This is a genomic window from Bradyrhizobium sp. (genome assembly GCF_035935975.1).
In the GTDB taxonomy this organism is placed as follows: domain Bacteria; phylum Pseudomonadota; class Alphaproteobacteria; order Rhizobiales; family Xanthobacteraceae; genus Bradyrhizobium.
This window is the reverse complement of sequence record NZ_DASYWN010000041.1, coordinates 417,302-434,391: the sequence shown is the minus strand read 5'-3', so window position 1 is coordinate 434,391 and position 17,090 is coordinate 417,302. Positions and strand designations below refer to the sequence as shown.

The 17,090-nt window shown below is 64.2% G+C and carries 16 protein-coding genes; 8 read left to right on the top strand and 8 right to left on the bottom strand.

All coding sequences use genetic code 11. The features are described from left to right. Positions 1-4 precede the first annotated feature (4 nt). On the top strand, positions 5-358 hold the full coding sequence (locus VGR99_RS24855; protein ID WP_326902188.1) for a diacylglycerol kinase: 354 nt from the start codon (positions 5-7) through the stop codon (positions 356-358). A 117-nt stretch (positions 359-475) separates the two neighbouring features. Beyond that, the gene (locus VGR99_RS24850; RefSeq protein ID WP_326902186.1) at positions 476-2,233 is read left to right on the top strand and encodes an NAD+ synthase; all 1,758 of its coding nucleotides are present in this window, start codon (positions 476-478) and stop codon (positions 2,231-2,233) included. 26 nt (positions 2,234-2,259) lie between these two features. Here the strand turns inward: VGR99_RS24850 and VGR99_RS24845 are convergent, their stop codons facing one another. The 5 genes from VGR99_RS24845 to VGR99_RS24825 all read right to left on the bottom strand — a co-directional run bounded on the left by VGR99_RS24845 (position 2,260) and on the right by VGR99_RS24825 (position 6,790). Next, positions 2,260-2,652, bottom strand: a complete 393-nt coding sequence (locus VGR99_RS24845; protein ID WP_326902183.1) for a cytochrome C oxidase subunit IV family protein — start codon at positions 2,650-2,652, stop codon at positions 2,260-2,262. 9 nt (positions 2,653-2,661) lie between these two features. Beyond that, the gene (locus tag VGR99_RS24840; RefSeq protein ID WP_326902182.1) at positions 2,662-3,384 is read right to left on the bottom strand and encodes a heme-copper oxidase subunit III family protein; all 723 of its coding nucleotides are present in this window, start codon (positions 3,382-3,384) and stop codon (positions 2,662-2,664) included. Between the two features lie 14 nt (positions 3,385-3,398). Continuing rightward, entirely contained in the window at positions 3,399-4,103 is a 705-nt protein-coding gene (locus VGR99_RS24835) for a cytochrome c oxidase subunit 3 (RefSeq protein ID WP_326902179.1), read from the bottom strand. After that, on the bottom strand, positions 4,100-5,878 hold the full coding sequence (locus tag VGR99_RS24830; RefSeq protein WP_326902178.1) for a cbb3-type cytochrome c oxidase subunit I: 1,779 nt from the start codon (positions 5,876-5,878) through the stop codon (positions 4,100-4,102). The genes VGR99_RS24835 and VGR99_RS24830 overlap by 4 nt, the downstream gene beginning before the upstream one ends. 78 nt (positions 5,879-5,956) lie before the next feature. Further along, positions 5,957-6,790, bottom strand: coding sequence for a cytochrome c oxidase subunit II (locus VGR99_RS24825; RefSeq protein WP_326902177.1), 834 nt, complete (start codon positions 6,788-6,790; stop codon positions 5,957-5,959). A 534-nt stretch (positions 6,791-7,324) separates the two neighbouring features. On the opposite strand from VGR99_RS24825, the gene VGR99_RS24820 reads away from it, so the two are divergent. Continuing rightward, positions 7,325-8,230 carry a DUF2189 domain-containing protein gene (locus VGR99_RS24820; RefSeq protein WP_326902176.1) on the top strand — a complete coding sequence of 302 codons (906 nt, stop codon included), beginning with the start codon at positions 7,325-7,327 and terminating at the stop codon, positions 8,228-8,230. Positions 8,231-8,290: 60 nt separating this feature from the next. Here the strand turns inward: VGR99_RS24820 and VGR99_RS24815 are convergent, their stop codons facing one another. Then, entirely contained in the window at positions 8,291-9,478 is a 1,188-nt protein-coding gene (locus VGR99_RS24815; protein WP_326902174.1) for a DUF2865 domain-containing protein, read from the bottom strand. Positions 9,479-9,608: 130 nt separating this feature from the next. After that, positions 9,609-9,914 carry a hypothetical protein gene (locus VGR99_RS24810; RefSeq protein WP_326902438.1) on the bottom strand — a complete coding sequence of 102 codons (306 nt, stop codon included), beginning with the start codon at positions 9,912-9,914 and terminating at the stop codon, positions 9,609-9,611. Positions 9,915-10,201: 287 nt separating this feature from the next. Here VGR99_RS24810 and cysS point away from each other — a divergent pair, with 287 nt between their 5' ends. The 4 genes from cysS to VGR99_RS24790 all read left to right on the top strand — a co-directional run bounded on the left by cysS (position 10,202) and on the right by VGR99_RS24790 (position 14,284). Then, positions 10,202-11,584, top strand: a complete 1,383-nt coding sequence (gene cysS, locus VGR99_RS24805) for a cysteine--tRNA ligase (protein ID WP_326902172.1) — start codon at positions 10,202-10,204, stop codon at positions 11,582-11,584. Positions 11,585-11,699: 115 nt separating this feature from the next. Then, positions 11,700-12,191: a GNAT family N-acetyltransferase gene (locus VGR99_RS24800; RefSeq protein WP_326902170.1), complete on the top strand. Its 492-nt coding sequence runs from the start codon at positions 11,700-11,702 to the stop codon at positions 12,189-12,191. Then, complete coding sequence (gene cimA, locus VGR99_RS24795) at positions 12,188-13,786, top strand: citramalate synthase (RefSeq protein ID WP_326902168.1); 1,599 nt, start codon at positions 12,188-12,190, stop codon at positions 13,784-13,786. The genes VGR99_RS24800 and cimA overlap by 4 nt, the downstream gene beginning before the upstream one ends. 120 nt (positions 13,787-13,906) lie before the next feature. After that, on the top strand, positions 13,907-14,284 hold the full coding sequence (locus VGR99_RS24790; protein WP_326902166.1) for a VOC family protein: 378 nt from the start codon (positions 13,907-13,909) through the stop codon (positions 14,282-14,284). Here VGR99_RS24790 and VGR99_RS24785 read toward each other — a convergent pair whose 3' ends face one another. Continuing rightward, positions 14,285-14,890, bottom strand: coding sequence for a TIGR00730 family Rossman fold protein (locus tag VGR99_RS24785; RefSeq protein ID WP_326902165.1), 606 nt, complete (start codon positions 14,888-14,890; stop codon positions 14,285-14,287). It lies immediately after the preceding gene. Between the two features lie 201 nt (positions 14,891-15,091). Here VGR99_RS24785 and VGR99_RS24780 point away from each other — a divergent pair, with 201 nt between their 5' ends. Then, a complete protein-coding gene (locus VGR99_RS24780) occupies positions 15,092-17,050 on the top strand; it encodes an ABC transporter ATP-binding protein/permease (protein ID WP_326902163.1) in 1,959 nt (652 codons plus the stop codon). The last annotated feature ends 40 nt before the right edge of the window (positions 17,051-17,090 follow it).

Here is a 17,090-nt window from a genome sequence, read left to right as displayed (position 1 = left end):
GACCTTGCTGCGGATCTGGAAGGCCACGATCAACTCCCGTAACGGTCTGGCCTTTGCGTTCCGGTCGGAGCAGGCCGTCCGCGAGGAGATCTTTGCGCTCCTGCTGTCGCTGCCGCTGGCCTGGTTCGTCGGAGCGACGGCAATGCGCGCGGTCGAGCTGGTCTGCTCGGTGGCGTTCGTGCTGACGGTCGAGCTGCTCAACACCGCGATCGAGAAGCTCGCGGACCGCCTCACCATGGATCACGACAAGCAGATCGGGCGGGTCAAGGACATGGGATCCGCCGCGGTCGGTGTGGCGCTGCTGATGGCCGGCGCGTTCTGGATCATCGCCATCATCGAGCGATTGGGGTTCCTCTAAAGCGCGATGAGATTAGTTGAATCGTCATCGCGCTTCAGGTTGTTGTTTGAGCATGATCTCTTCGGAAAACCGCTGCGCTCTTTTCCGGATCATGCTCTAGCCCAGGGATAGGCGGCCATGACCGAACGTCTCAACGCATTCGCGGTCACGCTCGCCCAGCTCAATCCGACCATGGGCGACATCGCGGGCAATGCCGCCAAGGCACGGGCCGCGCGCGTGCAGGCGGTCGCCGACGGCGCCGACCTCGTGCTGTTTCCGGAATTGTTCATCGCCGGCTATCCGCCGGAAGACCTGGTGCAGAAGCCGGCGTTCCAGGCTGCCTGCCGTGCCGCGATCGAAAGCCTCGCGCGCGAGACCGCGGATGGCGGGCCGGCCATGCTGGTCGGCACGCCCTGGGTCGAGGAGGGCAGGCTCTATAATGCCTGCGCGCTGCTGGACGGCGGCCGCATCGCCGGGCTGCGCTTCAAATGCAATCTGCCGAATTACGGCGTGTTCGACGAGAAGCGGCTGTTTTCACGCGGGCCTGCGGCAGGCCCGGTGACCGTGCGCGGCGTGCGCATCGGCGTGCCGATCTGCGAGGACATCTGGCTGGAAGAGTCGGAAGACTACGAGAACGTGGTCGAGACGCTGGCCGAGACGGGCGCCGAGATCATCCTGGTGCCGAACGGCTCGCCTTATGCCCGCGACAAGAACGACGTGCGCCTGTCGGTGGCGGTGGCGCGCGTCACCGAGAGCGGCCTGCCATTGGTCTATCTCAATCAGGTCAGCGGGCAGGACGAGCTGGTGTTCGACGGCGCCTCCTTCGTGCTCAACGGCGATCTGTCGCTGGCGGCGCAATTGCCGGCGTTCGAGGAGAGCATCACGACGCTGCGTTTCACCCGCAACGGCGAGGACTGGCGCTGCGCGGGGCCGATCGCAGAGCTGCCCGAGGGCGACAAGGCCGACTACGCCGCCTGCGTGCTGGGCCTGCGCGACTACGTCGCCAAGAACGGCTTCCCCGGCGTGCTGCTCGGCATTTCCGGCGGGATCGATTCCGCGCTGTGCGCAGCGATCGCGGTCGACGCGCTCGGCGCCGATCAGGTGCATGGCGTGATGCTGCCTTATCGCTACACCGCCGCGCACTCGATCGCGGATGCCGGCGAGCTCGCCGGCCATCTCGGCATCCGTTACGAGGTGCTGCCGATCGCGGAAGCCGTGACCGGCTTCGAGACCATCCTGTCCGGCATCTTCAAGAACCTGCCGCCTGACATCACCGAGGAAAACCTGCAGGCCCGCACCCGCGGCACGCTGCTGATGGCGATCTCCAACAAGACCGGCCTGATGGTGGTCACCACGGGCAACAAGTCGGAAATGTCGGTCGGCTACGCCACGCTCTATGGCGACATGAACGGCGGCTTCAACCCGATCAAGGACATCTACAAGACGCAGGTGTTCCGGCTGGCAAGCTTACGCAATGGCTGGAAGCCCGAGGGCGCGCTCGGGCCTGCGGGCGAGGTGATCCCGCCCGATATCATCACGCGTCCGCCGAGCGCGGAGCTGCGCGAGAACCAGACCGACCAGGACTCGCTGCCGCCTTACGACGTGCTCGATTCCATCCTCGAACGCCTGGTCGAGCGCGAGGAGCCGCTCGACAAGATCATCGCGGCCGGCTTCGATCGCGAGACGGTCAGTCGCATCGACCATCTCCTCAACGTCGCCGAATACAAGCGCCGCCAGGCCGCGCCAGGCGTGAAGGTGACGCGCAAGAACTTTGGCCGCGACCGCCGCTATCCCATCACCAACCGTTTTCGCGACAAGGGCGAGACGTTGCCGTCGGCGGACGAGACGCTGGTCTCGCGCGGCAGCCGGGCATCGATCGACGCGTTCGAGGGCTGAATTTCAGTCTTGAGCGACGGCGGGCCCTATGACGGGGTTGCGAAGAATAGCACCCGAAGCAAATGAGTGTATTCGGATTCGAGAACCATGATGGTCACAAACACCAGCACCGCGATCGGTGGCAGCAGGATAGCATAGGCCAGCGCCAGCCGCTCCCAGGCCATGTGCATGAAGACGGCGACGATCAGGCCGGCCTTCAACATCATGAACAGCAGGATCAGCGACCACCTGAGATAGCCCTGTAGGCCAAAGTAGTCGACGAGGTAGGAGCACGTGCTGAGGACGAACAGCCAGCCCCAGACCACGAGGTAGAGCTTGATCGGGTGCTGTTGCCCCTTGGCATGCGCGGCTCCTGTTGCGGCTGCGCCGTGCGCCGGAGCGTGGAGCTGTCCTTCCACGTGTACTGTCGCGTTTGTCATGCGCCGACCTCACCAAAGATAGAAAAGCGCGAAGATGAACACCCACACCAGATCGACGAAGTGCCAGTACAGGCCCATGATCTCGACGATCTCGTAGTATCCTTTGCGGCTTGTGAAGAAGCCGCGCCTGCCGACGTCGAAGTCTCCGCGCGCGACCTTGCGTGCGATCGCGATCAGGAAGATCACGCCGATCGTCACGTGGGTGCCGTGGAAGCCGGTGATCATGAAGAAGCTCGAGCCAAACTGCGCCGCGCCCCATGGATTGCCCCAGGGCCGGACGCCCTCCATGATCAACTTGGTCCATTCGAAGGCCTGCATTCCGACGAAGGTTGCACCGAAGGCTGCGGTGACCAGCATCAAGGCTGCGGTTCTGGCGCGATCGCGGCGGTAGCCGAAATTGACGGCCATCGCCATGGTGCCGCTGCTGCTGATCAGGATGAACGTCATGATGGCGATCAGGATGAGCGGGATGTGCCTGCCGCCGAAGTTGAGTGCGAAGACTTCGCTGGGATTCGGCCACGGCACGGTCGTCGACATGCGCGCCGTCATGTAGGAGAGCAGGAAGCAACTGAAGATGAAGGTGTCGCTGAGGAGGAAGATCCACATCATGGCCTTGCCCCAGGACACGTTCTTGAAGGCGCGCTGATCGGACGCCCAGTCGGCGGCGATGCCGCGCCAGCCTTCGAGCCGTGCAGGCGATTGGCCCGAATGTGTCAGTACGGTCTCAGCCATCTGGTCTCGCCTCCCTAGCTCAGCAATTGGCGACAGATGTTGACGAAATCGTCGGTCCAGCCCGTGAGAAGCCCGAGCAGGACAAGCCAGACCAGCAGCAGGAAATGCCAGTAGATGGCGCACAGCTCCACGCTCAGGCGGGTGTCGGCGATCTCGGAGCTGCGCCACACCTTGGCCGAGGTTCGCCCGAGGGCCACCAGGCCGCCCGTCAGATGCAGCCCGTGCACCGCCGTCAACAGGTAGAAGAAGGAATTCGCCGGATTGGACGCCACGAAATATCCGGCAGCCCCGAGCCGTTGCCAGGCCAGGAGCTGTCCGGCGAGGAAGATCACGGCAGATGCGCCGCCAGCGAGCAGCCCGATCTTGACGTTCTCGGTATCGTGTCGCCCGGCAGCCACGTACGACCATTGCAGCGCGACACTGCTCAGGACCAGGACGCCCGTGTTGACCCACAGCAGCCGCGGCACCGGCAGCGGCCGCCAGTCCACCACACTCATGCGCATCGAGTAGGCGCTGATGAAGAGGACGAATAATGTGCTCGCGACGGCGAGAAACACGCCAAGTCCGACCTTCGCTGCAGGCCAGGACATGCTATCGCCGCCGGGGAAGTCACCGACCGGGCCTTCCTCCAGCCAGGGCTTGGCCGTCAGCCGCTGCTGCGACAGCCACCATCCGGCGATCACCGCAAGCACTGCCAGGAACAGGATGATGGCGCTCACGAAGCAGCTCCCTGAACGAGCTGCGTCGCGCGTGGCGGCTGGTTCTGCGGAATGAAGTCCTCCGCGGCGCCGGGCACACTGTAGTCATAGGCCCAGCGGTACACGACCGGCAGCTCCTTGCCCCAGTTGCCGTGTCCGGGGGGCGTCTCCGGCGTCTGCCACTCCAGCGTCGTCGCCCGCCACGGATTGCCGCCCGACGCCTCACCTTTGAACAGGCTCCAGGCAAGATTGAACAGGAACACCATCTGGCTGAAGCCGACGGTCAAGGCCACCACGGAGATGAAGGCATTCAGCGAATGGGCCGAGGACGGGATGAACGCCGTGTCGCCGAGTTCGAAATACCGGCGCGGAACCCCGAGCAGTCCAAGATAGTGCATGGGAAAGAAGATCAGGTAGGCGCCGAGGAAGGTGACCCAGAAGTGAAACTTGCCCAGGACGTCGTTTAGCATCCGCCCCGTGACCTTGGGGTACCAATGATAGATCGCGCCGAGCACGACCATGATTGGCGCCACGCCCATCACCATGTGGAAATGCGCGACCACGAACATGGTATCCGAGAGGGGAACGTCCACGACGACGTTGCCGAGGAAGAGGCCGGTGAGGCCGCCATTCACGAAGGTGATGATGAAGCCGAGGGCGAACAGCATCGGCACCCTGAGATGAATGTCGCCGCGCCACAAGGTCAGCACCCAGTTGTAGACCTTGATCGCGGTGGGGATGGCGATGATGAGCGTCGTGGTGGCGAAGAAGTACCCGAATTGCGGGAACATGCCGCTCACATACATGTGGTGCGCCCATACGACGAAGCTGAGCGCGCCGATGCCCACGATCGCCCAGACCATCATGCGGTAACCAAAGATGTTCTTGCGCGCATGCGTGCTGATCAGATCGGAGACGATGCCGAAAGCGGGCAGGGCGACGATGTAGACCTCGGGGTGGCCGAAGAACCAGAACAGGTGCTGGAAGAGCAGCGGGCTGCCGCCGCCATATTTCGAAAGCGTGCCCATCTCGACGAGGGAGGGCATGAAGAAGCTGGTTCCCAAGAGACGGTCGAGCAGCAGCATGACCGAGGCGACGAAGAGCGCAGGGAACGCCAGCAACGCCATGACGGTCGCCGTGAAAATGCCCCACACCGTCAGCGGCAGGCGCATCAACGTCATGCCGCGGGTGCGCGCCTGGAGCACCGTGACCACGTAATTCAGCCCGCCCATGGTGAAGCCGATGATGAACAGGATCAGGGACGACATCATGAGAATGATGCCCCAATCCTGCCCGGGCGTTCCGGAGAGGATTGATTGCGGCGGGTACAGGGTCCAGCCGGCGCCGGTGGGGCCGCCGGGCACGAAGAATGTCGAGGCCAGCACCAGGACTGCGAGCAGGTAGACCCAGTAGCTCAGCATGTTCACATAAGGGAAGACCATGTCCCGGGCGCCGACCATCAGCGGGATCAGGTAGTTGCCGAAGCCGCCCAGGAACAATGCGGTGAGCAGATAGATCACCATGATCATGCCGTGCATGGTGATGAACTGGAGGTACTGGTTGGCATCGATGAAAGAGAAGGTGCCGGGGAATCCCAGTTGCAGCCGCATCAGCCACGACAACACCAGGGCCACCAGCCCGATGGCCGAGGCCGTCAGCGAGTACTGAATGGCGATCACCTTGGCGTCCTGCGAGAAGACATACCGTGTCCACCAGCTCCTTGGATGATAGAGCTCGACATCAGGTACTTCGGCAGGCGGGATGCCTGCGATCCCTTCATATGGAATATCGACCATAGAAACCTCCTCGGTCGTTTCCATCGGGGGTGAGGCGTTGGCCTCGTGCACCCGATCTATCTTCGCAGCGGCAGCTTGCTACTTGCCACCGGATTGGTACGTCGCCTTCACGACAGCTTTTGCCGGCGACAATTCGGCAAACGTCTTTTGTTGCTCCAGCCAAGCGTGATATTCGCGCTCTTCGTCGACGATGACCTTGGCCCGCATCTGATAATGAGCAGCGCCACAAAGCTCCGCACACAGAACATCGAACGTTCCGGTTCGGATCGGCGTTATCCAGAAGTAGGTCACCATGCCAGGAACCATGTCCATCTTGGCGCGGAATTCGGGCACGTAGAAATCGTGCAGGACATCAACCGAGCGGAGGAGAACCTTGACCGGCTTTCCCATTTGAAGGTGCAGGTCGCCGTTCTCGATCACGACGTCGTCCTGCGCGTGCGGGTCGTCACGATTGAGTCCCATCGGATTGTCGGAAGCGATGTTGCGGACATCGGATGTGCCGAGCCGCCCATCCTTGCCCGGAAGGCGGAAGCTCCATTGCCATTGCTGGCCCATGACCTCGACCTCGGTGGCATCGGCAGGCACCGTCACGAACTGGTGCCAGACCACGAGGCCAGGCGCCAGCATCGCCGCGACGCCGATTCCGGTCCCGACGCTCAGCCACCATTCGAGCCTTTTGTTTTCCGGATTGTAGTCGGCCCGTCGTCCCTCCTTGTGGTGAAAGCGGAAGACGCAATAGGCCATGAAGGCGATAACAGCGACGAAAACGAAGCCCGTGATCCAGAAGGTGATGTTGATGGTGTGGTCGATATAGGCCCAGTTCGTGGCGATCGGCGTCCACCACCACGGGCTGTAGAGGTGAAACAGCACCGAGCCGATCGCAACCAGAAGCAATATCAGTGCGACAGCCATCCTGATCCATCCTTGCCATCGAAGGCTGCGGATACGAATCCGGGGCGGAGCTCACGTCTGTCGCGATGGCTGCGTTGGCCGACACGCCATCGCTGCGCCTCTTGCCTCGCCCATTCCAACGGTCACGAAATCAAGAGAAACGTCGCGACCGCCAATCTCATCGGAGCTGGGGGCGTCTATACGTTTAAAATGATCCCCGCCGCAGCCCGCGTCAATAGCGCATGCTGCCGTTCATTTGGCGTGGACGAACTGCACTGCCACGCAACGCGGCAGGGGCAGTTGCCAAACGTCGTTCGCTTGCGCAGCGCACAAATCCACGTAGATGCACAATTCACCCAACCGTGAGTGCAGCCATGCCTCGCGCGCGCTAAGCTTGCGAGGCAGGTCGCGACGGGTTCCGTCCGGCCAGGCTCGTTTCGCTGAACCTGGGTTGCCGTACTCGGCCCATCGCGTTTCTCGCTCGTGAGGCGGACACGCGTGGCTGCAAAGCGCGCGGTATCACCGCCGCGGCTTACAGCACGGGAGGGTGCGTTCATGGCCACTCTGTACTCCCAGGGCATGTTGAGGCGGCACGTATTCGGCGAAGCGGCCTCTTATCCCATTCGCAAGATCAGTCTGTCCGACCTGACCGAGGCGCTGCGCCTTGGTTGGGAGGATTTCCAGGCGATGCCAAGTCACGCCATCGTCGTCTGCGTGATCTATCCCGTTCTCGGTCTCGTCCTGTTCAGGACGGTCCTTGGCTATTCGGTCCTGCCGCTACTGTTTCCGCTGGCCGCCGGCTTTGCCCTGATAGGACCCTTTGCCGCGATCGGTCTCTACGAGCTCAGCCGTCGCCGCGAACGCGGCGAGGAGGTCGGGGCATGGGACGCGATCAAGGTGCTGCGCGCACCGTCGTTCGGCGCCATGTTCGAGCTCGGCGTGCTCCTGCTCGTCCTGTTCGGGGCCTGGATCGGTGTCGCGAACGCAATCTACGTCACGATTTTCGGTCACGCTCCGGCTGCAAGCATTCCCGACTTCGCAACGCGCGTGCTGACGACGCCGGAAGGCTGGTCGCTCATCATCGTCGGTTGCGGTGTCGGCTTCCTGTTTGCGGTTGTGGCCTTGTGCGTCAGCGTCGTGTCGTTTCCGTTGATGCTCGACCGGCATGCGACTGCGATCGACGCGATCCGCACGTCGCTCCGAGCGGTGGTGGAGAATCCGGTTGCGATGGCCGCCTGGGGCCTCATCGTCGCGGCGCTGCTCGTGATCGGCTCGCTGCCGTTCTTCGTCGGTCTCGCTGTCGTGCTGCCGGTGCTCGGTCATGCCACCTGGCACCTTTATCGGCGGGTGGTCGAGCCAAATCCGAATCCACCGGACGAGCCGCCGCCGCCCCCGAAGGGAAAGCGCTACGCGGCGGACTTTCCGGCCAATCTCTTCCCGTGGAGCCGCGAGGGCGAGTAGTGCGGGCGAAGCGGCCGCGCTTGGCGGCCGCGTTCGCGGGACACGACGGAGAGTGGCGGCCTACTTCTGCTGCTGCGGCAGGAAGGTCGGGCCGACCGAGCGGATCGGCTTGTTCTCCGACGAGGTCGCGGGGACAGGATCCGCAGGCGGCGTCGCAGCCGGCGCGGTTGCCGTCGTCGGCGCGGGCGCTGCGCCCTTCTTGGCATTGGCAGGCTGCGGCGTGCCCTTGCTCAGGCGCTGCTGCTGCATCTTCCTGGCGCTCTCCTCGGTGACGATGATGTCACCCTGCTGCTCGGCCGCGGCCTTGTCGTCGGCCGATTTCAGCGCGTCGGCCCAGGTCTGGCCCGCGGCCTTGCACGAGCAGGACGGGTTGAACTCGCTGCGGAATTTGAAGGCGGTCGGCAGCGCCGTGTAGGGTTGTCCGCCGATCGACACGGCCGAGTTCATGTCCTCGCCGGGATTGCGATGGGTGTAGAGCACGGCTTCCGCGGCCGGGCACAGCGCCTTGCAGGTCTTCTCGTCGTCGGGGAAGCGCGCCGGCACGGTGGCGAACGAGATCGGGAAATAGGCGCCGTCGCAGGTGCGCACGCACACGGTGCGATAGGTGCCGGATTGCGGACCGAGATCGGAGGGCGGCACGCCTTGCGGATTGTTCGGGTTGTTGCCGCCGAACAGATTGTTCAGGAAATTGCCGCCGCCTTGCGACTGCGCGGCGTTGGCATATTGCGGGCCGCAACTGTTCTGCGCGAGCGCCATCAGCACCGAGCGGCGCTGGTTGTCGCGCTCCGGGCTGAAGCCGCCGCCGCGCAGGCGTTCGAGATTGCCGGTGATCTGGTCCAGATTGGCGCGCATCTGCTGGATCTGGGTGTTGACCGGGCCGCACTGCGCCTGCTGGCCGTTGAACAGCGAGAAGAAGCCGGAGGAGTCGCAACCCATGCGCTTGGCCTGCATGGTGACGCGGTCGAGCTCGGCCTGCTGCTTGGCCTGGGAATCCTGGTAGCGGCGGATCTGCTCGTCGCGCGCGGGGTCGCCACCGCCGCCGCCACGATCGAGCGCGGCGAGCTGGCCCTCCAGCCGCGCGCACATCGGATTCGGACCAAGTCCGTTCTGGCCCGGCTGAGGCGGCGGGCCGGGCGGACCAGCCTGCGCGAAAGCGCTATTGGCGAGCACGACCGTGCTCAGAAGCATGGTGCAGGCAAGGATCGAGCGGGTACGGGAGAGAGACAAAATTTCAGGCATATCCGCCATTCTAGCGAGGTCACGGCCCGGCGTGATTTAGGGGGCCGAAGCGCGCCCTCCAATAGCCGCTTCCTGCGGCATCGTCACGTCGTTTCAGGGGCCGAAGACCGGTCCTAAGGTCCGCCAGCTCCGAGGGAATTCAGCGTTGGCAGGTGATTGCGACATATTCGTCGCAATGGCCATGGGAGCAGTTTGCGCCGGTTTTAGGGACAGAGCCGGTAATTTCGTCGGGATCGACCCGGCGATAGGCTGATGCCTGGGCAAAATCCCGTGACTGGCAGTAGGTCCGTGCGACCTGCGCGCCGCATTTGTCGCCCTTGGCCAGGCATTTGTCGATGCCGTAGCCGTCGGCCTGATTGGCGATGATGAAGACGCGGGTCTCGGCAAAGGCGCCGGATGCCGCGACGAGGGAGCCGCAAAGGACGAGCGCGAACAGGGATCGCATGGGTGCACCGGGGACTTCAGAGGACCGCCGGGTTCCAAGTAAACTCAAAAGGTTAAGGATGATGGAACCATCATGGCGGGCCGGCGCGCTTTGCGGGCATAAGACGGCATTTTCGCGGCTCCCTTGACGCGGGGCCGCCTCATAGCCCATATGTTCCCGCATGAACGGTCTCCTCGCCATTTGCATCATTTGCGAGATTACGAGCTAGCGATTCGCTGGCTGGAGCCGTCTTTTCTCAAACACATTGAGAGCACTGGACGCCCGGCCAACAGCCGACGGGTATCCATATGGAATTACGCCTCTACGATACGCTGAGCCGGGACAAGCGCACCTTCGTGCCGCTCGATGCCAAGAACGTCCGCATGTATGTTTGCGGACCGACCGTCTACGACTTCGCCCATATCGGCAATGCGCGGCCGGTGATCGTGTTCGACGTGCTGTTTCGGCTGCTGCGCCATCTCTACGGCGAGGCGCACGTCAAATATGTTCGCAACATCACCGACGTCGACGACAAGATCAACGACCGTGCCGCGCGCGATTTTCCCGGCCTGCCGCTGAACGAGGCGATCCGCAAGGTCACCGAGCAGACCGGCAAGCAGTTTCACGCCGACGTCGATGCGCTTGGCGCACTGCGGCCGAGCGTCGAGCCGCGCGCGACCGAGCACATCGTCGAGATGCGCGAGATCATCGAACGGCTGGTCAAGGGCGGCTTTGCCTATGCCGCGGAGGATCACGTGCTGTTCTCGCCGCAGGCGATGAACGCGGCCAATGACGGACTGCCGCGCTATGGCGCGTTGTCGAACCGCTCGCTGGACGAGATGGTCGCCGGCGCCCGCGTCGACGTCGCGCCCTACAAGAAGGGCAACACCGACTTCGTGCTGTGGAAGCCGTCGAAGCCCGGCGAGCCGTCATGGCCGTCGCCGGCCGGCATCAAGGCCGAGGGCCGTCCGGGCTGGCACATCGAGTGCTCGGCCATGGCCTGGAAGCATCTCGGCGAGTATTTTGACATCCATGGCGGCGGTATCGATCTCGTGTTTCCGCATCACGAGAACGAGGTCGCGCAGACCTGCTGCGCCTTCCACCGGGAGCGCATGGCGAACTACTGGATGCACAACGGCTTCCTGCAGGTCGAGAGCGAGAAGATGTCGAAATCGCTCGGCAACTTCATCACGATCCATGAACTGCTCCAGGACTGGCCGGGCGAAGTGCTGCGCCTGAACATGCTGAAGACGCATTACCGCTCGCCGATCGACTGGACCATGAAGTCGCTGGAGGAGAGCGCCAGGACGCTCGACGACTGGTATCGCGTCGCCGCCGATGTCGAACCCGGCAAGCCGGCCGCGTCCGTGGTCGAGCCGCTGCTCGACGACCTCAACACCTCGCTTGCGATCGCAGCGCTGCACAGCCTGCGTGGCAGCGATGTGCCCGCACTGGCGGGGTCGTTGCGGCTGCTCGGATTCCTGTCCGAGACCGCGGCGCAGTGGGAAGGTCGCAAGCAGCAGGCGAGCGGCGTTGATGCCGCTGAAGTCGAACGCCTGATTGCGGAGCGAACCGCCGCGCGTGGCCGGAAGGACTTCAAGGAGTCCGATCGGATCCGCGATCTGCTCGCCGCGATGGGCGTCGCGATCAAGGATTCCAAGGACGGGACGACCTGGGAGGTGACGCGATGAGCCGCCCCGACACGCCGTTCCCGCGGCACTGGCTCTATTACATCGCGCTGAAAATCCTGCTGCTCGGCGCCGCCGTAGCGATCGTGCTGAAACTCTATGGGATGTGGTGAAGACGATGGGACAGACTTTGCCGAAGCCCGGCTTGCGGCCCTTCCTGCCGGATGACGTGCCACTGCTCGCCGCGATCTTCACCGCCAGCATCGAGGAGCTGACCGGCGACGATTACAGCGAGGCGCAGCAGCAGGCCTGGATGGAGGCGGCCGAGGACGAAGAGTTCGGCAAGCGGCTCGCCTCCGACCTGACGCTAATCGCGACGCTCGAGGGCTCGCCGGTCGGCTTTGCCTCGCTGCGCGGCGCCGACCACATCCGCATGCTCTATGTGCATCCGGCCGTCGCCGGGCAGGGCATCGCGGCCATGCTGATCGACGCGCTGGAGAAGCTCGCCGGCGGCCGTGGTGCTGCGGCGCTCACGGTCGACGCCAGCGACACCGCGCAGGGCTTTTTCGCCAAGCGCGGCTATGCCGCCCAGCAGCGCAACAGCGTCGCCATCAATGACGAATGGCTCGCCAACACCACCATGAAGAAGACGCTCGGAGCAGCGCCATGAGCAGGGAGCGCCTCTATCTGTTCGACACCACGCTGCGCGACGGCGCGCAGACCAATGGCGTCGATTTCACGCTGACCGACAAGCAGGTCATCGCGGCGATGCTCGACGATCTCGGCATCGATTATGTCGAGGGCGGCTATCCCGGCGCCAATCCGCTCGACAGCGAGTTCTTCGGCTCCAGGCCGAAGCTCAAGCACGCGCGCTTCACCGCCTTCGGCATGACGCGCCGGGCAGGGCGCTCGGTCTCCAACGATCCCGGTGTCGCCGGGCTGCTGGAAGCCAAGGCGGACGCGATCTGCTTCGTCGCAAAGTCCTCCGCCTATCAGGTGCGCGTCGCGCTGGAGACGACCAAGGAAGAGAATCTCGCCTCGATCCGCGACAGCGTCGCGGCGGCGAAAGCCGCCGGCCGCGAGGTCATGCTCGACTGCGAGCATTTCTTTGACGGCTACAAGGAAGACGCGAGCTTCGCGCTCGCCTGCGCCAAGGCCGCTTATGAGGCGGGCGCGCGCTGGGTGGTGCTGTGCGACACCAATGGCGGCACCATGCCGAACGAAGTCGAGGCCATCGTCAGTGAAGTGACAAAGCACATCCCCGGCGATCACGTCGGCATCCACGCCCATAACGACACCGAGCAGGCGGTGGCCAATTCGCTGGCCGCGGTGCGCGCGGGGGCGCGGCAGATCCAGGGCACGCTGAACGGTCTCGGCGAGCGCTGCGGCAACGCCAATCTCTGTTCGCTGATCCCGACGCTGAAGCTGAAGAAGGAGTTTGCCGAGGCTTTCGAAATCGGTGTCACCGCCGAGAAGCTGGCGACGCTGGTCAAGGTCTCGCGCACGCTCGACGACATGCTCAACCGCGTGCCGAACCGGCATGCGGCGTATGTCGGCGAAAGCGCCTTCGTCACCAAGACCGGGATCCATGCTTCGGCCGTGATGAAGGATCCGCAGACCTACGAGCATGTCTTGCCCGAGCTGGTCGGCAATCACCGCAAGGTGCTGGTGTCCGACCAGGCCGGCCGCTCCAACGTCATCGCCGAGCTCGACCGCGCCGGCATCCCCTACGAGAAGAGCGATCCGAAGCTGACGCGCCTCGTCGAGGAATTGAAGGAGCGCGAGGCGGCCGGGTACGCCTATGAATCCGCCAATGCTTCGTTCGACCTGCTGGCGCGCCGCACCCTCGGCAAGGTGCCGCATTATTTCGAGGTCGAGCAGTTCGACGTCAATGTCGAGCAGCGCTACAATTCGCAGGGCGAGCGCGTCACCGTGGCGCTTGCGGTGGTGAAGGTCGATGTCGCCGGCGAGCATCTGATCTCGGCTGCCGAAGGCAACGGCCCCGTCAACGCGCTCGACGTGGCGCTGCGCAAGGATCTCGGCAAGTACCAGAAGTTCATCGAGGGGCTGACGCTGATCGATTACCGCGTGCGTATCCTCAATGGCGGCACCGGCGCGGTCACGCGCGTGCTGATCGAGAGCGAGGACGAGAACGGCGATCGCTGGACCACGGTCGGCGTGTCCCCGAACATCATCGATGCGTCGTTCCAGGCGCTGATGGATTCGGTGATCTACAAGCTCGTGAAGTCGGGCGCACCGGCGTAGGCGAGATGCTGTAGCCCGGATGAGCGAAGCGATATCCGGGACGATCTGCGCTGCGGAGAAAGCGTTCCCCGGGTGTCGCTTCGCTCATCCGGGCTACGGGAGATCGAGGAGGGGGCAAACATGATCGACCACATCTCCGTCGGCGTCAGCGATCTCGATCGCTCCGCAAAATTCTACGAAGCCACGCTCGCCGTGCTCGGCCTCACGCGCCTCGTCACGCGGCCGCGCACGGTCGGTTTCGGCAAGGCCTATCCGGAGTTCTGGATCAACTTACGCGAGGCCATGCCGCGCGTCGCGCCTGAGAGCGGCGTGCACATCTGTCTGCGGGCGAAGACGACTGGCGAGGTCGATGCGTTCCATGCGGCCGCGCTTGCGACCGGAGGGGGCTCCGACGGTGCGCCGGGTCTGCGTCCGCATGACCGCGTGCGTTACTACGCAGCCTTCGTCACCGACCCCGATGGTAACCGGATCGAGGCGGTGACGTTCCCGCAGGAGTGATCAGAGCTTGCGCGCGACTTCCGGGGCGAGTTGCGTTTCTGACTCGGCGATCTGGGCCGCGGCCGCCTTCAGCTTCGGCAGAATATCCTCGACGCGATCCGCCTTGAGGATGTCGACCGACAAGCCGGCGCGGATGAACTCGGTCTGGCGCATATGCGACAGCAGCGAGAATAGCGGCTCCCAGAAATTGTCGATATTGGCGAGCAGCACCGGCTTGGCGTGACGGCCGAGCTGCTTCCAGGTCAGCTGCTCGACCAGCTCCTCCAGCGTGCCGACGCCGCCCGGCAGCGCCACGAAGGCGTCGGAGCGCTCGAACATCAGCCGCTTGCGCTCGTGCATGTCGGGCGTGACGATCATTTCCTGCACGCGGGTCAGCGCATTCTCGCGCTTGCGGAGGAATTCGGGAATGATGCCGGTGACGGAGCCGCCGTGGTCGAGCACGGAGGTCGCGACCGAGCCCATCAGGCCGAGCGAGCCGCCGCCATAGACCAAGCGAATGTTGCTCTCGGCGAGCGCCTTGCCGAACGCCTTGGCGCCTTCGGTGAAGCGGGGATTGGTTCCGGGGCCGGAGCCGCAATAGACACAGACGGTTTTAATGGTGCTCATTGGTGTCATGATGCATTGCAGCGAAGAGGCGTCAAGCCCAATCGGTGATTCGGATCACCCGGAAATCTACCGGTAAATGGCGACAAACAATCAAAGATTCGCCATCTGGCGGGGTGCGCTGGCATCGGGAAGGCTTTATATGACGGGCGAAAATCGCAAATCGTAACGCGGCTCGCATCCGGCGGGCCCTCAGGCTTCTTGATGGACCAACCTCAATCGTTCGACGGCGCCGACGTTCCCGATCCGCCCGCGGGGGGACCGCAGGCCGGGGCCACGCTGATGGGCACGCTGGCGCATTTGTGGCCCTATATCTGGCCGGGCGACCGCTTCGACCTGAAGATGCGGGTGGTCTGGTCGATGGTGCTGCTGCTCGCCGCCAAGCTGATCACGCTGACCGTGCCGTTCAGCTTCAAATGGGCGACGGACGCGCTGACCGGTGCCAACACCGCGCCGGTCGCGGCCGACAATTGGCACCTCTGGGTGATCGCCTCGCCGCTGCTGCTCACCGCGAGCTACGGTGCGATGCGCATCCTGATGGCGGTGCTGACGCAATGGCGCGACGGCATCTTCGCGCGCGTCGCCATGCATGCGGTGCGCAAGCTCGCCACCATCACCTTCGTCCACATGCACGAGCTGTCGCTGCGCTTCCACCTCGAGCGCAAGACCGGCGGCCTGACGCGCGTGCTCGAGCGCGGCCGCGAGGGCATCGAGGTCATCGTGCGCATGGTGATCCTGCAGTTGATTCCGACCATCGTCGAGGTCTCGCTGCTGATGGCCGTGCTGCTCTGGCAGTTCGACTGGCGCTACGTGGTCGCAACCCTGATCACGGTCACGGTCTACATGTACTACACCTACATCGCGACCGAGTGGCGGATCGGCATCCGCCGCAAGATGAACGATTCCGACACCGAGGCGAACACCAAGGCGATCGACTCGCTGCTCAACTACGAGACCGTGAAGTATTTCAGCGCCGAGACCCGCGAGGCGCAGCGCTATGACAAGTCGGTCGCGCGCTACGAGGAGGCAAGCGTCCACACCTATACCTCGCTCGCCGTGCTCAACACCGGCCAGGCCGTGATCTTCACGCTGGGCCTGACCGCGACCATGCTGATGTGCGCGATCGGCGTGCGCAACGGCACCAACACGGTCGGCGATTTCGTGCTGGTCAATGCGATGATGATCCAGCTCTACCAGCCGCTGAATTTCATGGGCATGGTCTATCGCGAGATCAAGCAGGCGATCATCGACATCGAGAAGATGTTCGGCGTGATCGGCCGCGAGGCCGAGATCAAGGACGCCCCGGGTGCGCAGCCGCTGACTGTTTCCGCCGGCACGGTGCGGTTCGAGGATGTGCGTTTCGCCTATGAGCCGACGCGCCCGATCCTGAAGGGGATCAGCTTCGAGGTGCCGGCCGGCAAGACCGTCGCCATCGTCGGCCCGTCCGGTGCGGGCAAGTCGACGATCTCGCGCCTGTTGTTCCGTCTCTATGACGTCTCCGGCGGCAAGATCCTGATCGACGGCCAGGACATCCGCGAGGTCACGCAGGCGAGCCTGCGCGCCTCGATCGGCATGGTGCCGCAGGACACGGTGCTGTTCAACGACACCATCCGCTACAACATCCGCTACGGCCGCTGGGACGCCGGCGATGCTGAGGTCGAGGAGGCGGCACGCCTCGCACAGATCGACAATTTCATCCGCATGGCGCCGAAGGGCTACGAGACCCAGGTCGGCGAGCGCGGGCTGAAGCTGTCGGGCGGCGAGAAGCAGCGCGTCGCCATCGCGCGCACGGTGCTCAAGGCACCGCCGATCCTGGTGCTGGACGAGGCGACCTCGGCACTCGACACCCACACCGAGCACGAGATCCAGGGCGCGCTCGACCGTGTGGCCAAGAACCGCACCTCGCTGGTGATCGCGCACCGGCTCTCGACCATCGTCGGTGCCGACGAGATCATCGTGCTGGATCAGGGCCGCATCGCCGAGCGCGGCACCCACGCCAAGCTGCTGGCGCAGGGCGGCCTCTATGCCAGCATGTGGAACAGGCAGCGCGAGGCCGAGGCGGCGCGCGAGAAACTGGCCCAGATCGCCGACAGCAGCGAGGCCCCCAACCGGGAGCCGCCGCCGGTCGACGACGCCCTGACGGCGCCCGCGGCCGCGGAGTGACCTTGTCTCCGGTCCCAACTCTGGCCTAAAGAGGCCCACC